Source organism: Acinetobacter sp. ABJ_C1_1, assembly GCF_044684115.1.
Taxonomy (GTDB): Bacteria; Pseudomonadota; Gammaproteobacteria; order Pseudomonadales; family Moraxellaceae; genus Acinetobacter; species Acinetobacter nosocomialis_A.
The window spans coordinates 132,558-147,335 of record NZ_JBITPU010000003.1 but is presented as its reverse complement, the minus strand read 5'-3'; the positions used below and the strand labels follow the sequence as shown (position 1 = coordinate 147,335).

19 protein-coding genes are annotated in these 14,778 nt (G+C 35.3%); 14 read left to right on the top strand and 5 right to left on the bottom strand.

What is annotated here, in order from left to right; translation table 11 throughout:
- Positions 1-2 precede the first annotated feature (2 nt).
- Both ACG59Z_RS06450 and ACG59Z_RS06445 read left to right on the top strand, forming a co-directional pair.
- Positions 3-1,127 (top strand): ABC transporter permease, encoded by a 1,125-nt coding sequence (locus tag ACG59Z_RS06450; protein ID WP_400198495.1) that lies wholly within the window; start codon positions 3-5, stop codon positions 1,125-1,127.
- Between the two features lie 4 nt (positions 1,128-1,131).
- Positions 1,132-2,250, top strand: coding sequence for an ABC transporter permease (locus ACG59Z_RS06445; RefSeq protein WP_400198493.1), 1,119 nt, complete (start codon positions 1,132-1,134; stop codon positions 2,248-2,250).
- A gap of 45 nt (positions 2,251-2,295) precedes the next feature.
- Here ACG59Z_RS06445 and ACG59Z_RS06440 read toward each other — a convergent pair whose 3' ends face one another.
- Entirely contained in the window at positions 2,296-3,165 is an 870-nt protein-coding gene (locus tag ACG59Z_RS06440; RefSeq protein WP_396463235.1) for a DUF2797 domain-containing protein, read from the bottom strand.
- A 39-nt stretch (positions 3,166-3,204) separates the two neighbouring features.
- Here ACG59Z_RS06440 and ACG59Z_RS06435 point away from each other — a divergent pair, with 39 nt between their 5' ends.
- Both ACG59Z_RS06435 and ACG59Z_RS06430 read left to right on the top strand, forming a co-directional pair.
- A complete protein-coding gene (locus ACG59Z_RS06435) occupies positions 3,205-3,666 on the top strand; it encodes a DUF6231 family protein (RefSeq protein WP_005069394.1) in 462 nt (153 codons plus the stop codon).
- Between the two features lie 99 nt (positions 3,667-3,765).
- The gene (locus tag ACG59Z_RS06430) at positions 3,766-4,356 is read left to right on the top strand and encodes a YidB family protein (protein ID WP_400198491.1); all 591 of its coding nucleotides are present in this window, start codon (positions 3,766-3,768) and stop codon (positions 4,354-4,356) included.
- A gap of 110 nt (positions 4,357-4,466) precedes the next feature.
- On the opposite strand, the gene ACG59Z_RS06425 is transcribed toward ACG59Z_RS06430, so the two are convergent.
- The 3 genes from ACG59Z_RS06425 to ACG59Z_RS06415 form a co-directional block, all read right to left on the bottom strand.
- A complete protein-coding gene (locus ACG59Z_RS06425) occupies positions 4,467-5,573 on the bottom strand; it encodes a porin (RefSeq protein WP_311071229.1) in 1,107 nt (368 codons plus the stop codon).
- Positions 5,574-5,828: 255 nt separating this feature from the next.
- Positions 5,829-6,242, bottom strand: a complete 414-nt coding sequence (locus ACG59Z_RS06420) for an HIT family protein (protein WP_000312749.1) — start codon at positions 6,240-6,242, stop codon at positions 5,829-5,831.
- Positions 6,243-6,260: 18 nt separating this feature from the next.
- A complete protein-coding gene (locus ACG59Z_RS06415) occupies positions 6,261-6,530 on the bottom strand; it encodes a YARHG domain-containing protein (protein ID WP_002049864.1) in 270 nt (89 codons plus the stop codon).
- 264 nt (positions 6,531-6,794) lie between these two features.
- Here ACG59Z_RS06415 and ACG59Z_RS06410 point away from each other — a divergent pair, with 264 nt between their 5' ends.
- The 6 genes from ACG59Z_RS06410 (at position 6,795) to ACG59Z_RS06385 (ending at position 10,524) form a co-directional block, all read left to right on the top strand.
- Complete coding sequence (locus ACG59Z_RS06410; protein WP_400198488.1) at positions 6,795-7,220, top strand: GFA family protein; 426 nt, start codon at positions 6,795-6,797, stop codon at positions 7,218-7,220.
- Positions 7,221-7,348: 128 nt separating this feature from the next.
- A complete protein-coding gene (locus tag ACG59Z_RS06405; RefSeq protein ID WP_400198486.1) occupies positions 7,349-7,549 on the top strand; it encodes a hypothetical protein in 201 nt (66 codons plus the stop codon).
- 503 nt (positions 7,550-8,052) lie between these two features.
- Positions 8,053-8,277, top strand: coding sequence for a hypothetical protein (locus ACG59Z_RS06400; protein ID WP_348887710.1), 225 nt, complete (start codon positions 8,053-8,055; stop codon positions 8,275-8,277).
- Positions 8,278-8,454: 177 nt separating this feature from the next.
- Complete coding sequence (locus tag ACG59Z_RS06395) at positions 8,455-8,829, top strand: cell envelope integrity protein TolA (RefSeq protein WP_400198485.1); 375 nt, start codon at positions 8,455-8,457, stop codon at positions 8,827-8,829.
- A 234-nt stretch (positions 8,830-9,063) separates the two neighbouring features.
- Positions 9,064-9,831, top strand: coding sequence for a class I SAM-dependent methyltransferase (locus tag ACG59Z_RS06390; RefSeq protein WP_400198483.1), 768 nt, complete (start codon positions 9,064-9,066; stop codon positions 9,829-9,831).
- A gap of 120 nt (positions 9,832-9,951) precedes the next feature.
- A complete protein-coding gene (locus ACG59Z_RS06385) occupies positions 9,952-10,524 on the top strand; it encodes an isochorismatase family protein (RefSeq protein ID WP_400198626.1) in 573 nt (190 codons plus the stop codon).
- A gap of 34 nt (positions 10,525-10,558) precedes the next feature.
- Here ACG59Z_RS06385 and ACG59Z_RS06380 read toward each other — a convergent pair whose 3' ends face one another.
- Positions 10,559-11,644 (bottom strand): alpha/beta fold hydrolase, encoded by a 1,086-nt coding sequence (locus ACG59Z_RS06380; protein ID WP_400198482.1) that lies wholly within the window; start codon positions 11,642-11,644, stop codon positions 10,559-10,561.
- A 135-nt stretch (positions 11,645-11,779) separates the two neighbouring features.
- Here ACG59Z_RS06380 and ACG59Z_RS06375 point away from each other — a divergent pair, with 135 nt between their 5' ends.
- The 4 genes from ACG59Z_RS06375 to recR all read left to right on the top strand — a co-directional run bounded on the left by ACG59Z_RS06375 (position 11,780) and on the right by recR (position 14,574).
- Complete coding sequence (locus tag ACG59Z_RS06375; RefSeq protein ID WP_025465269.1) at positions 11,780-12,967, top strand: O-succinylhomoserine sulfhydrylase; 1,188 nt, start codon at positions 11,780-11,782, stop codon at positions 12,965-12,967.
- A gap of 178 nt (positions 12,968-13,145) precedes the next feature.
- On the top strand, positions 13,146-13,382 hold the full coding sequence (locus tag ACG59Z_RS06370; protein ID WP_004887361.1) for a hypothetical protein: 237 nt from the start codon (positions 13,146-13,148) through the stop codon (positions 13,380-13,382).
- 256 nt (positions 13,383-13,638) lie between these two features.
- Positions 13,639-13,968: a YbaB/EbfC family nucleoid-associated protein gene (locus ACG59Z_RS06365; RefSeq protein ID WP_001024697.1), complete on the top strand. Its 330-nt coding sequence runs from the start codon at positions 13,639-13,641 to the stop codon at positions 13,966-13,968.
- Positions 13,969-13,977: 9 nt separating this feature from the next.
- Positions 13,978-14,574 (top strand): recombination mediator RecR, encoded by a 597-nt coding sequence (gene recR / locus ACG59Z_RS06360; protein ID WP_000490551.1) that lies wholly within the window; start codon positions 13,978-13,980, stop codon positions 14,572-14,574.
- Positions 14,575-14,778 lie beyond the last annotated feature (204 nt).

Here is a 14,778-nt window from a genome sequence, read left to right as displayed (position 1 = left end):
CAATGAGCTTTGGATTTTGGAATCGGCTGACAGCATTAGTTCGTAAAGAAACTAAGCAGCTCATTCGTGATAAAAGTAGCCTCGGGATTGGTCTGGTTTTGCCTGTTATTTTAATTCTACTGTTTGGTTATGGACTTTCTTTTGACTTAAATCAGGCCCGAGTCGGCGTTGTTGTTGATCAGTCTTCACCGCAGATCAATCAGGCTTTAGCTGGTTTAAATGGCTCACGATATTTAACAAGTCAAGAGTTTCATAATTTGCCTGAAGCAGAGCAGGCCATTCGAGATGGAGAAATTGATGCCATTTTGCATTTTCCTTCAGATTTTGCCAGTCAGGCACAGCAAGGGAATGCCAAGGTTCAACTATTATTAAATGGGACATCCACCACCATAGCAACAGCCTTAGAAGGTTATGTTGCAGGTGCTTTAGCTACCGCACCGTCTATACAGTTTGACCGTAGCCCAATGTTAGCAACATCAAGCGCCGTTAATATTGAACAACGAATATGGTTTAACGAATCTGGAAACAGCACTTGGTTTTTAGTCCCTGGCTTAATGGTACTTATTTTAACTTTAATTGGCGCATTTTTAACGGGGTTGCTTATTGCCCGTGAAAGGGAACGGGGAACTCTAGAGGCTTTATTTGTTACGCCTGTACGGCCATTTGAAATTGTATTAGCAAAACTCATTCCCTATGTGGTGGTCGGCATGATCGATATCATGATCTGTCTTGTTGCTGCATATTTTATTTTTGAAGTGCCTATGCGCGGTTCATTATTCTCAATTTTGTCTGCTTCATTTCTCTATTTAGTTGTTTCTTTATTACTTGGTTTAACTATATCAGGCTTTGCTCAAAGTCAGTTTCAGGCGAGTCAAATTGCCTTATTGGCAAGTTTTATGCCCGCGCTGATGCTTTCTGGGTTTGTTTTTGATACACGCAACTTGCCTTTAGTGGTGCAAATTATTAGCCAGTTACTACCAGCTACACATTTTATGATTTTAATTAAAACCTTATTTATGGGAGGTGATGATTGGAAGTTATGGTTCAAAGAGTGCGGTTTTCTGTTGGGATATATCGTTGTTTTGATATGTGCTGTGAACTTTTCACTGAAAAAACGGTTGAGATAAAGTTATGTGGCAGCAACTAATCATTTGGCTAAAACATTTAAGTTTTTTGGTCAAAAAAGAATTCTTAACCATTTTTAGTGACCCTGCAAATAGAGTCATTCTATTTGTACCCGCACTGATGCAGGCACTTTTGTTTGGTTATGCTGCTACTTATGATGTTAACCATGTGGATTATGCAATTTTAGATCAGAGCAATGGGCAGATCTCACATGAACTCATCTCAAAATTAGATGGCTCTGGTATTTTTAAGCGTGTTGCAACACTTGAATATACCGATCAAATCAAACAAGTTATTGATAATCGTCAGGCACTGGTTGTAATTACGATACCATCCGACTTTGAAGACAAATTAAATAACAACCAAAGTTCATCTATACAGGTGATTGTTGATGGCAGGAACTCATCAACTGCTGTTGTAGCTGGTTCATATCTAAATAAGATAATTGGTCAGTTTAATCAGCAAAAATTTAACTCAGCTTTGCCGATTAGCCTTGAAACAAGAACATGGTACAACCCAAATCAAGAGTCGCGATGGAGCCTCATGCCTTCATTAATTGCAGCATTAAGTATGATGCAAACATTACTTTTATCCGCTTTATCAGTTGCGCGTGAACGTGAGCAAGGTACATTTGATCAGTTATTAGTGACACCGTATACACCATTACAAATTATGATTGGTAAAGCCTTACCGCCAATTTTTGTAGGCTTGATGCAGTCAAGTATTATTTTATTGATTATTTTGTTCTGGTTTAAAATTCCTATGAATGGCTCTATTGGGCTGCTTTATTTTGGTTTATTGAGTTTTAATATTGCTGTAGTTGGGGTGGGTTTATCTATTTCAGCATTGTCTTTAAATATGCAACAAGCCATGCTTTTTACTTTTTTATTGATTATGCCTTTGATGTTGCTTTCAGGTTTATTAACTCCTGTAGAAAACATGCCGGAAGCATTGCAAATAGCAACGTACGCAAATCCATTAAGGTTTGGAATTAACTTGGTACAACGGGTTTATTTGGAGGGAGCAAGCTTTGCACAAGTCAAATTCAACTTTATTCCAATGATTATACTTGGACTGGTCACTTTACCTTTGGCAGCTTGGCTATTTAGAAACAGATTATCTTAAGTACATTGATTAAAAAGCCCCATTTTAGGGGCTTTAAAATTTCACTTATGCACGTACGATCAGCTCGTAACCTGTATATTTACGGATATTGATAACACCAATATCAAAAATTAAATATTGGCCTTTAATACCCTGTAATACACCACGAATTTTTGGTGTTTTATCTAGGTTTAAAGATTTAATTTTTTCAGGATATTGTTCAACTGGATAAACAAACTCACGTGGCAATTCATTTTCTAGTAGTTCAACCGTTTCGTTAAATTCAAGGTTTTGACTAAATTCTTCACGAATAGATTGAATTTTAGGTGCAAATTCTTCAATTAACTGATCACGCTGTTCAACCATATTTAAAGGTTCAGCTTCACCCTTTAGGAGTTTACGCCAGTCAGTTTTATCAGCAATTAAAGAACCAAACATGGTTTCAAGCTGACCAGATAAACGGCGTGATCCAACCTTTAAAATAGGTAAGGCTTGAGTTGCACCCTGATCTAACCAACGACTTGGCATATGACTAACACGAGTAATACCTACTTTTAGAGCACTTGAGTTTGCCAAATATACAATATGAGGTTGGAAACACACATTATGGGCAAAGTCATCTTCACGACATGTACCTAAGTGGTAGTGGCATGTTTCAGGTTTCATAATGCAAAGGTCACATTCAGCTTTTGTTTTAAAACATTTAAAGCAGTGACCTTGAGAATAAGACTTCGGTGTTTTGGTGCCACAAGATGTGCAATAAATATTACCTGTCCATTCGATTTCTAGTTCTTGTCCTAAATTAAAAGGAAGATCAATTTCTGAACGGTCTAATACAAATTTGTATTCAACATTTGCCTTGGTTGTCTGTTGATCAGTTACACTAGCATCTTTTAGGCCTGCATGCATTTTATGGCAAATGCCTTGTAGTTCCATAAAGTTTAAACTCACATCTTTCAATTAAGGGTTGCAGTTATGGCTGAACAAAATGTCATCACTTCTATGCTAGACGATTTATCAAACGAACAGCCCATTCATACTGCACTTTGTATTGGCCAGAAAATTGACCAGAATAACGCAATTCAATGGCACTATTTTACCGTAACTGAGCTTTTAAGTCTGCCTTTTACTCAGCGTTATGATTTGGGTTTTGTATTGTTTGATACAGATGAAATGCAAAACATTAGCGATGTGCAAAAATCACAATTATTAGTAAAGTTAAGAGATTTATTAGCAAAACGAATTGTTGTAGTCAGCAAACGCAGTGATGAACAATTATTACGTTCTTTAGGTTTCACGCAACTCATTGATAAAACTTCACATGATAGTGATTTCGCTTTATGGCAATTTAACATTTTGACCTATAAACATGTTCCAGACTGGTTTAACTCAAAGTTTTGGGCAAACCCGGAAAATTGGAATAAATTCCGCTGGTAAAAGGCCACTAAATCTCTTTCAAAATTTAACAATTTCGCTTTTGCTGTCTTAACAGAAAAACGCGTATGCTCATGTATAAACCATACATAAGAGTTACACATGACAAATTTAAGCAACATTGTAGAAGTTTTGGCTCAACAAGCTTTAGATGGGAACCAGCAAGCATCAGGCCAAGGTGGTTTAGGCGGTATTTTAGGTTCTGTATTAGGACAAATGGGTGGTAATAATTCTTCTAGTGCTCAAGGCGGTCTGGGTGGAGTATTAGGTTCTGTATTGGGACAAGTGACTGGTAACAACAATGCGCCTCAAGCAGGTGGTGGCGTACAAAGTTTATTAATTGCAGTTGTACCTTTAATCTTAGGTTGGGTGCAGCAACAAGGTGGTTTACAGGCTGCTTTAGAAAAGTTAAAAGGAGCTGGTTTAGGCAGTCAAGTTCAAAGTTGGGTTGACCCAAATCAAAGTAATAGTGAAGTTCCAACTCAACAATTACAAAACTTATTTAACCCAGCAGATATTGAACAAGTTGCCCAGCAGGCTCAAGCGCCAAAAGAACAAGTTTATGGTGCGATTGCTTCTGTCTTACCGCAGGTTATTGATTCTTTAACACCTCAGGGTGACAGTACAGATCACCAGGAAGCTAATCAAGACATTCAAAATGTGATGAATCTAGTAAGTGGTTTCTTAAAATAAGATATAAATTTTAAAAAAGCCGATAATTTTCATATCGGCTTTTTTAGTCGGAACAATAAAATAAAAGGGCAGAAGCCCTTTTATTTTATATCTGAACTGAATGTAACTGATTAGAAGTTATATTCGATACCAGTACCTACAACAGTTTGTTTGTCGTTATCACTCAACCAGTCACGTTTTTGTTGAGCAACAATACCGTAGAAACGAGCTTGTTTGTTGATTTGATAATCAAGACCTACACCGTACAAGTCAATTTTGCGATCTGCTAAACCACTTACTTGTGTTTCAGCAGAAGAATATTCTGCTTTCACTTTAAGTTTAGTATTCGGGATTTTATAAGCAGCTGTGATTGAATAAGCTTCTTCTTGTAAATCACGGTAAGCTTTACCAGCCTTGTCAACTGATCCATCTGCTTTGTATGTTTGACCATATGCAGTCAATTCATCAGTAGGTTCAGCATGTTGCCATAAAGCGCCAATTACTAGACCTGTTTTTGCGATGTCATAAGAGCCTGTTACGCGGTAAGCATCTGTATAAATATCTTTCAGACCATAAGCCGCATATTTACCTTTAATACCAAAGTCACCTGCAGCAGCAATTGCTAAGCCAAGGTCTTTGTTTTCATAACCAAGCGCAGTTGATACAGAATCAAAACTATTATTTTTGCTGTCTTTACCAGTTTCACCTGGTTTATTATCACTAGTACTTTCACCAGTTTGAGCCATGATGTTGAAAGTTATACCAGCTAATAATTTAGGATCTAATTCAAAACCAATTACGTTATCTAAACGGTTTTCACCATACATGATATTAGTAATATCTAAACGTGTATCGTCATTAAAGATATCTTGGTTGTTACCAGCAGCAGTTTTAAAGTAAGAATCGTATTTACCTACTTTTAATGTACCAACACCATCAGTTTTTAAACCGATATAACGGTTACGAGCGCTAAGATCACTATCAGAACCTGAACCATCAGTAGAGATTGCCCACTCAGCTAAATAAACAGCAGATAGCTTATCAGTTAATTTTTCTTCGCCTTTCACCCCAATGCGAGAAGCGTTTGAGTTAATTTCAGTAACGTCACTTTTCCCATCGAAATTTTTATTGTCAACTTGGTTAATAGAAACATTCAGTTTGCCATACAAAGTTGGCGCTGCTTGCACCGCGTTTACGCTCAAAGTTGCAACTGCGGCAGCGAGTAGCAATTTCTTCATTGAGATTTCTCCAAAAAGTATTTTAAAAATGGCACATGCCTGTTAACTAATTATTTTGTAGTTGACTTGTGTACAAAAAGTTACATAAGCTCACCAACTTGCTAAGAAGTATCTGTAAACTTTGTGACAGTGGAGTGAAGAGGAAATGACAGTTTTATGACAATTAAAAATTAGAAATATTTTATTTTTCTTTTGATTTTATTACACTTTTTAAATAAAAAAGCGGAGCCGAAGCTCCGCTTTTAAGTCGTTAAATCAAAGAGCTGCTTTAATTTTTTCAGCTAAAGCCTTGATTTTATCTTGATCGCCTAATTGCGCAGCATGTTTACCAAGTTGGTGAACATTAGTCGGAATTAGGTGAAAATGAACATGAGGGACAGTTTGTCCAGCAGCAGCACCTGATAATTGCATGAGTACAATTCCATCAAGATTCAGCGCAGTTTCCATTGCTTTCGCAATTTTTTGCACGATCTGAATGGTATAGGCTGCCGCTTCAGGCGGTAAATCAAGTAAAGTTACTGCAGGAGTTTTTGGAATAACTAATGCATGACCATCGGCTTGGGGCATAATATCCATAAAAGCTAGAACTTGATCATCTTCATAGAGTTTTATCGCTGGAAGTTCACCACGTAAAATTTTTGCGAAGATATTTTGATCATCATATGCCATGTATTATTCCTTTAAATACTATTTACACTTCAATTCTTTTTGACGTTCTTTAATTGCGTCTAGACGTTGCTGCTCTTTATCAGAGAATTTTGGCTTAGTCGTATGACAGTTTTCATTACCATATTTTTCTTTAGCATCTTGGTCTTTAAAACAAAAGCCTTTTGATGCATAAATCAAATTGTAATCATCTTGCAATTTTTGACATTCTTGCTCAGGTGTTGCAGCTTGAGCACTGAAACCGGCAAGGGTTACCATTCCAGTGAATACTGCAACTAATAATTTATTCATGAGCTTTTCCTCAGTTAAAGGTATGAACCTGTACTCAATATAAGGTTTATTCCCAATATTTCAATGACTATTAATTACTCAAGTGTTATTAAAAATCATATTTGATCTTATAATACAAAAAAGCTTTACATATCAATATCTTTTTTTAAATTTATTTTAAATCAAATGCTTAGATCTTATTTTATATTAAACAATAAAAATATATACATAATAAATATTTAACGTCATTATTGAAATTTCATAGTGATGAATTAAATACATTATATGAGTAACATCGGTTCTTGTTTATGTAATCAAGTAAAGTTTTCTATATGCCGTGAAATAAAAACGGTTTATCACTGTCATTGCAGTTTATGCCGAAAACAAACAGGTACGGGAGCGAATGCTGCTACTTTGGTGAAAGAAAGCCAATTTAACTGGTTGGCTGGAAGTGAATATGTCGCTACCTATAAAAAGGAGACTGGTTTTACCTCGTCGTTTTGTAATCAGTGTGGTTCGCCAGTACCTAATAAAATTAATGGTACAAACTATATATGGATACCATTAGGACTTTTGGAACAATCATTTAATCCGGACTTAAAGCTTAATTTTTGTATAGACTCAAAACATGAATGGGTGGTGTTAGCTAATGCTCATAAAAGTTTTGATCATTTGCCTGTTATTGAGGAATTCTTAAAGTACTTTGAATAACAACTTTTAAATTTTATATCTTTTAATACTTCTTAAGTGTTCGTTACATAAATGATGTGTGTTCACTGTTGAATATATCTGACATTTAATTGAGCATAAAATCACATAACTTAAAAAGGATGGTTCACATGATAGATGAAGAAAAGCCTTTAAATTTTGAAGATGATGACGAGCCTCTTGATTTTGAAGATGAAGAATTCACAGATGATAAAAAAGAGGATGAAATGTATAACTCGATCACTAAGGATGGATCTAGTGTTGACCCAGCTGATGATGGCACACGACATATTCGTCCAGAAGATGGTGATCCTATAGAACTTGATAAGTAAGTACATCAGTTTAAAAAAGATTAGTCTTTTTAATCTTTAAGTATAAGTGTAATATCCGAGCGCTGTCACAAACAGCAAAAAGTCCTGAATGATCAGCGCAAAAAATCAAAAGGGTAAAGCCTGCTTACAAAGCGGGCTTTTTTATTTTTATAAAATTGTAGATTACGAGAATTAATTTATTGTGCCTGTAAAAGCTTATTATTTTTAAAAAAATAGTTGGACACCCTAGATGAAAGGCTAATCCGATGCTCCTATTGTTTGTAATGAACATTTAAAAGAAGCACGAATGTAAACAATAAAAATAAAAAAAGTAGAAAGATCATGAGTTAAAACATATCGTTAAATTATTTAGGTATTTTACACAATTTAACATTTTATGCAAATTAGTTTACATTTCATTAAGATTTGTTAAAGGTTCAACCTGAGATTAATCGTTTTAAATATGTGACAATCAAAGCATAATTTGTTAGATTGTTTGATTTTTATAACAACAGGTGAGCCAAATGAAGAAATTATTATTTGTCGTTATTGCTGGGTTTGGGCTAGAAGGTTGTGCGTCACTGACGGAAAAAGCTGATGAAAATTATATTAGCAAGTCACCAATTACCCCAGTCAATACTGCATTTAATGGTACGAAAGTACTTGAGCATGGAATTTTTACTGAGCAGGATATTGCTGATATGCCGGAGCATTCAAATATTAATTCACGTTATAAAATATCATTTTAAGTCAATACTTAAAATTAAAATTGAATAGTTAAACTAAATAATCCAGTAAATTAGCAGAAATTTAAAATTTACTAAGATTGTATTTAGTAATAGCTACTAAGTATAAAACCATCAGTTAGGTGGTTTTTTAAACGATAAAATGTTAAATTTTAATCATTGAAAAAATTGGTTTTATAAATGAAAAGAGTCATTATTTTAACTTATATATTGTTATTAACTGGGTGTGCAATTAACTCGAAGATATTATCAACGACTAAAAGTAACGATGATAAAATTATTTTAGAGGCTGAAAAATATAAGCAACAATATCAAAAAAAGATATTTAAAATTTGGGATATTCCACCGTCTTCAGTAGGCATGAGTGCCAGCGTTAAAGTCTTTTTAAATGATAGTGGTGAGATTGAGCAAATTATTTTTCTAGATAAAGAAGATCCAAAGTTTAAATCGAGTATTGAAAAAGCAATATGGCGTGCAAGTCCTTTTGTTTTACCTTCTAATCCTGATGTAAGAAAACAGGTAAGAAAGTTCAACATCAAATTTATGGCAAAGTAAATTTTAAATATGAACTTCGCCTTTTATTTGTAGAAACCACCGAGAGGTGGTTTTCTATATTTAAAATTATAAATAACAAATATATAGAAAAACTTTTAAACCTTATTGTGTCATTTCTATAACTGCATAAGTGACTAAGCTATAACTTTATTTTATTAATTATTTAAAAACTAATCATTATTTTTTATCTACTTTTTCTTTTATGGTTAGCTCATCGAAGAAGAGGAATAAGCCATGTTGAATCAACATGAGATAAATTTAAAACAGTACCAAAATAAGTCTTTAAGTTATTTGAATAGCACAGCTCACTCTGAAGGAGTTGAGTTTGATAAGTTTATTAAAGAGATTGAGAAATATTCAAATGCTGTGGTTTTAGATTTAGGCTGTGGTGGTGGTCATGTGGCTTATAACGTTGCTCACCATGCCGATCTGGTTTTTGCTTATGATTTATCTCATGAAATGCTTGATACTGTTTCAAAAGCTGCCAATGCTCGGAAAATAAAAAATATTTTCGTACAACAGGGCGTAGCTGAAGATATGCCTTTTACTGACGAACAGTTTGATGTGGTAATCAGCCGATATTCTGCTCATCACTGGCAGCATGTACCAACGGCCATGAAAGAAATAAACCGTGTTTTAAAACCAAATGGTACTGTTATTTTTGTTGATATTATCAGCTCAAGTTTTCCCATTTTAGACACGTTTTTACAGACTATAGAGGTGATTCGGGACCCAAGTCATGTAAGAAATTACAGTATTAAAGAATGGGTTTACTTTATAGAAGATGCTGGTTTTGAATTAACTGCCTTAGATAAACAATCACTCATGCTAGATTTTGATAGTTGGGTACAGCGTATGAAAACTCCTGAAGATCAGATAAAAACGCTTAAGTATCTACAAGAGAATGCATCAGATGTAGTCAAAAAATATTTTAATATTCAAAAAGACGGAAGTTTCGAAAGTAAGGTAGGGTACTTTGTATTTAAAAAGATACCCTTCTAGTTTAATTTTAGTTTGTAAATTATTAAATACGAAAAAGTTTTAAAACTTTGAATCCAATGAAATAAAATGCTCATATCATTATAAAAGTTATGTGAAATGGGCTATTGAAGTCGATAGGAGATAAAGATTTTAATCCAGAATAGTTCGGTTAATGCATTAATTGTAGTAGATGTGCAAAAGGCTTTTGTATTAGGCAATGAGGCTGTTCCAGCCGCAGAGCAACTTCTTTCTTCAATTAATATTTTACTTTCGAAGGCGCGCTTAGCTCGGGCACCTGTCATTTTTCTGCAAAATGACGGTGCTTTAGATACTGTAGATGAACCATTTCAATGGGGATGGGAACTATTTTTTCCTCCTCAAGAAAGTGAGATTGTATTAAGAAAAGTCAATGACAATGGGTTTGATGGTACGCCACTTCAGCAAATTCTAAATGAAAGCAGAGTACAAACCTTTGTAATTTGTGGGGTACTATCCGAAATGTGTGTAGCGGCTACTGCTCGTGCTGCACTAGAGTTAGGTTATGGGGTGCTTTTACCTCATGATGCACATGCAACTTATAATGTACCCGCAGGACCCGGCTCAGAAGAAGTACCAGCAGCAATGGCGGCCCGAGCTGCTGAGTGGTCTCTTGGCGATGAAATTGTCATTTGTGCTTCATCTCATGAAGTGAATTTCATAGAAAACGTTAAATAAAAGCCCTTACTTGAAGGGCTTTTCATATCTATATTTAAACTTTTGTTGAACGATCACTTAGCCATGCTGCTAGCTTTGGCCAGAATTCCTGAGCACTTGCTTGGCTTGACATGAGTCCCAAATGCCCACCAGGAATAAGCGTAAACGTCACATCTTTGCTGCTGGTTAATTCGCTTAATGGTTGAGCAGCATCCGCCGTAACCAATTGATCGCTACGACCAGCGCCAACTAAAAGAGAACAATCGATATTTTTTAACTCGATTTTTTTATCTTTTAATAGAATAGAACCTTGCTTCAACGGATTTTGTAGCCATACGTTGAATAACATGTCCTGATTAATACCACCAGGATAATCAATCATATTGTTTAAAAAACTACTTAATGTGGCATGTTCTTGTACAAACTGCAGATCATCAAGGTTTCTAAGTAATTGAATATGACCCTCGAACCAGCCTTTAGGGTCAAGAATTTTAAATCCTAGAGAATTTAAAATACCGGGAGTATGAATCAAACGCTTTGGTAAACCTGAGTAGATACGTGCCTGAAGTTTTTTATTACGACCAATAACATTATTTATGGTTCGGTAGAGTTTTCCGATATAACCAGAAGCATAGCTATCAATTGGACTGCCTAACACTATAAGGTTTTTGACATAATTTGGATGGTTATGCGCTGTATATAAAGTAACGAATATACCCGCCATACTCCACCCATGTAGAGAAATTTGATCACTTCCTGAATGAGTGCGGACAAGCTCTATAGCTTTAGGAATAAAATCTTCAATAAATGATAAAAAGTTAAGATGTCTATCTTTAAACCCTAAACGACCCCAATCGACAAGGTATACGTCAAATCCCGTATTTTGGAAGTGCTTAATAAGAGAACGATAAGGATATAAATCATAGATCGCCATATTAATTGCTAGAGGTGCAACAAATACTAATGGTTCTTTAAAACGCTTTTGAGCAGCCGCATAGTAACGAATACGAGTTTCATTAAATTGACCGATGACATCATAAGGTGTGCTTTGTGACAACACCAGTGTTTCTGGTTGAAATAGTCGAGTAGAGAGGTGTTTGATTTGACTTTGCTCAGAGGCAATGGACTTTAAGCGTTTCATCTTACTTTGCCAACTATTTACTAAAATTAAATAAAGTCTAAGCGATAATTTTCAGGTTTACCTTGACCTTAAATACCTTAGACACTCAAAATGATGATAGTTTTTTAGTACATGACCAGTAAAGGCGAACATTTAATGAACCAGTCTGATGATTTAGAATACCAACTTGATACTTTAGCCATTCGTACCGGACATACTCGTAGTTTTGAAGGTGAGCATGGCGAACCGATTTTTTTGACTTCATCTTTTGTGTATGAAAACGCTGCTGAAGCGGCTGCAAAATTTTCTGGTCAAGTTCAAGGAAATATCTATTCACGTTTTACCAATCCGACTGTATCGATGTTCGAGAAACGCTTAGCAGCTTTAGACGGTGCTGAACGTGCTGTTGCGACAAGTTCTGGAATGGGCGCAATTTTGTCAGTTGCTATGGCATATTTAAAAGCAGGTGATCATGTTATTTGCTCAAGAGCAGTTTTTGGTTCAGTTGTCGCTTTGTTTGAGAAATATATTGCCAAGTTTGGTGTAGACATTACATTTGTTGATTTATGTGATTTGGACGATTGGAAAAACGCGGTACGTCCAGAAACTAAACTTTTATTTGTTGAGTCACCATCGAATCCTTTAGCTGAGATTGCAGATATTCAAGCACTTGCAGATATTGCGCATGCGAATGGTGCATTACTTGCGGTTGATAACAGTTTCTGTACACCTGTTTTGCAGCAACCCTTAAAATTTGGGGCAGACCTTGTAATTTACTCGGCAACTAAATATTTAGATGGACAAGGGCGAGCATTAGGCGGTGCTGTTGTCGGTAATCATCAGTTGTTAGAAGAAGTTTTTGGTGTCGTCCGTACACTTGGGCCATCAATGAGTCCGTTTAATGCATGGGTTTTCTTAAAAGGTCTAGAAACTTTACGCTTACGTATGAAAGCACACTGTGAGAGTGCTCAAATTCTTGCCGAATGGTTATCTACCCATGACAAAGTAGAAAAAGTTTACTACGCAGGCCTACCAACTCATGAAGGACACGAACTTGCTGCAAAACAGCAAAATGGTTTTGGTGGGATTGTTTCTTTCGTTGTTAAAGGCGAACGTGAAGGTGCTTGGAAGGTGATTGATAACACCAAATTTATTTCAATTACTGGTAATTTAGGTGATGTGAAGTCAACAATTACCCATCCTGCGACAACAACACACGGCAAACTTTCTGCTGAAGCCAAACAAGCAGCAGGAATTCAAGAAGGTTTAATCCGTGTTTCAGTTGGTTTAGAAGATATTAACGATATTATTGGTGATATCTCACGTGGATTGGATTTAATTTAATTAATTTATATATTTAAGATTAAACCACACTTATTTTAGTGTGGTTTTTTATTAATGATGCTGTTACTCACACACAACGAAAGAAATAAAAAGACTACATTTTGTTATAAATGACTCTAAAATCACAACGTATAAAAGTTCTAAATTTAATAAAAATAACAAAGTGAGTTTTTGAACCATGCTTAAACCTATAATTATATTAGTCGCTATAGGGGCAATTGGTTTGGTTGGATACAGAGTATTTGCCCAAAAAGACGAACCGACTCAGATTAGCGAAACTGTATTGTTAATTAATGATGCGAACAAATCAGTTGAAGATGCAGATCATTCCATAGAAAAGGCAAATGCCTCTTTTCAGAAAATGCCTTTAAATGAATACAAACCGGATAATAAAAACCTTCAAGCCTCACAATAGTTGCACTTAAATTTTAGAACTGGTTCTAAGAGTGAAAAGTTTTTCAGAGAAAGCTTTAAACTTATGAGTTAGCGAAAATAGTTTCATAGATACCAATAGAAAACATTAATTTATTGTGTCAGAATTACAGATTAATTTTGATTTAAACGTAATGACCTCAATGCTCTTTATGATGGGTTGAGGGACTAAAAGAGTTTAAGTTCTGAAGTGTTATGTGACTATCAATTATATTTGGTAGAGATACGGAGTTAGGTTTATGAATATCAATATGCTCATGCAGCAAGCGCAGCGCATGCAAAAAGATATGGAATCAAATATAAAAAAGGCCAAAGAAGAGCTTGCTCAAACTGAAGTACACGCTGAAGCGGGTGGTGGTTTAGTTAAAGTAACCATGACTGGTCGTTATATCGTAAAACGTATCGAAATTAATCCAGAATTGCTTCAAGATGAACCAGATATGATTGAAGACTTAATCGCAGCTGCTGTTAATGATGCTGTACGTCAAGCAGAAGTAGTTTCTGAAGAAAAAATGCAAAAAGCTAACTCTGGCATGGGTTTACCTCCTGGCTTAGCGGGCATGTTCTAAGGAAATTCAGTGTTTAGTGATAGATTTGAACAGCTCGTTCAAGCTTTACGTATTTTGCCTAGCGTTGGACCGAAGTCGGCTCAACGTATGGCTTTACATCTGTTGATGAAAAATCGTGAAGGTGCATTTGCTTTAGCGCATGCTCTACATGAAGCATCAAGTTATATCCACGAATGTAGTGTTTGCCACTCTTTAACTGAGCACGAAATTTGTGATATTTGCGCTTCAACAGAAAGAGATGATCAACTGCTCTGTGTGGTTGAATCTCCGGCAGATGTGATGGCAATTGAGCAAAGTGGTAGTTTCCGTGGTAAATACCATGTGTTGGGTGGGCATCTTTCTCCATTAGATGGAATTGGGCCAGAAGAAATAGGTATTCCTTACCTAATCCAGCGTTTAAGCCAAGGTACTATCGAAGAAGTCATTTTGGCAACTAACGCTACTGTAGAAGGTCAGGCGACAGCGCATTATTTGGTTGAAGCGACGAAGCATTTACCTATTCACATGACACGTATTGCTCAAGGTGTACCACAAGGTGGTGAGCTTGAATATGTTGATAGTCATACATTAAGTCAGGCGGTACATAACCGTATGCGTATGAAATAAGTACCTCGGTGCTTATTTCAAAGATTTTTTAAAATATAAGTTTTATTATTAAAAAAATCTTTTTAAAAGACAAAAACATATTTTTAAAAATGACTTAATGAATATATAAATTAAAAAAAGCTGTTTGTAAAAAATAAATTTTTATAAGGATCTTAAATTGAAAATTTAAAATAATGATCAAAAAATTATCTCTTTTTTGGAAAA

Bases quoted from the DNA above. Each gene is read 5' to 3' on its own strand.
- ACG59Z_RS06450 (WP_400198495.1), top strand. From the start codon at position 3: ATGAGCTTTGGATTTTGGAATCGGCTGACAGCATTAGTTCGTAAAGAA.
- ACG59Z_RS06445 (WP_400198493.1), top strand. From the start codon at position 1,132: ATGTGGCAGCAACTAATCATTTGGCTAAAACATTTAAGTTTTTTGGTC.
- ACG59Z_RS06440 (WP_396463235.1), bottom strand. From the start codon at position 3,165: ATGGAACTACAAGGCATTTGCCATAAAATGCATGCAGGCCTAAAAGAT.
- ACG59Z_RS06435 (WP_005069394.1), top strand. From the start codon at position 3,205: ATGGCTGAACAAAATGTCATCACTTCTATGCTAGACGATTTATCAAAC.
- ACG59Z_RS06430 (WP_400198491.1), top strand. From the start codon at position 3,766: ATGACAAATTTAAGCAACATTGTAGAAGTTTTGGCTCAACAAGCTTTA.
- ACG59Z_RS06425 (WP_311071229.1), bottom strand. From the start codon at position 5,573: ATGAAGAAATTGCTACTCGCTGCCGCAGTTGCAACTTTGAGCGTAAAC.
- ACG59Z_RS06420 (WP_000312749.1), bottom strand. From the start codon at position 6,242: ATGGCATATGATGATCAAAATATCTTCGCAAAAATTTTACGTGGTGAA.
- ACG59Z_RS06415 (WP_002049864.1), bottom strand. From the start codon at position 6,530: ATGAATAAATTATTAGTTGCAGTATTCACTGGAATGGTAACCCTTGCC.
- ACG59Z_RS06410 (WP_400198488.1), top strand. From the start codon at position 6,795: ATGAGTAACATCGGTTCTTGTTTATGTAATCAAGTAAAGTTTTCTATA.
- ACG59Z_RS06405 (WP_400198486.1), top strand. From the start codon at position 7,349: ATGATAGATGAAGAAAAGCCTTTAAATTTTGAAGATGATGACGAGCCT.
- ACG59Z_RS06400 (WP_348887710.1), top strand. From the start codon at position 8,053: ATGAAGAAATTATTATTTGTCGTTATTGCTGGGTTTGGGCTAGAAGGT.
- ACG59Z_RS06395 (WP_400198485.1), top strand. From the start codon at position 8,455: ATGAAAAGAGTCATTATTTTAACTTATATATTGTTATTAACTGGGTGT.
- ACG59Z_RS06390 (WP_400198483.1), top strand. From the start codon at position 9,064: ATGTTGAATCAACATGAGATAAATTTAAAACAGTACCAAAATAAGTCT.
- ACG59Z_RS06380 (WP_400198482.1), bottom strand. From the start codon at position 11,644: ATGAAACGCTTAAAGTCCATTGCCTCTGAGCAAAGTCAAATCAAACAC.
- ACG59Z_RS06375 (WP_025465269.1), top strand. From the start codon at position 11,780: ATGAACCAGTCTGATGATTTAGAATACCAACTTGATACTTTAGCCATT.
- ACG59Z_RS06370 (WP_004887361.1), top strand. From the start codon at position 13,146: ATGCTTAAACCTATAATTATATTAGTCGCTATAGGGGCAATTGGTTTG.
- ACG59Z_RS06365 (WP_001024697.1), top strand. From the start codon at position 13,639: ATGAATATCAATATGCTCATGCAGCAAGCGCAGCGCATGCAAAAAGAT.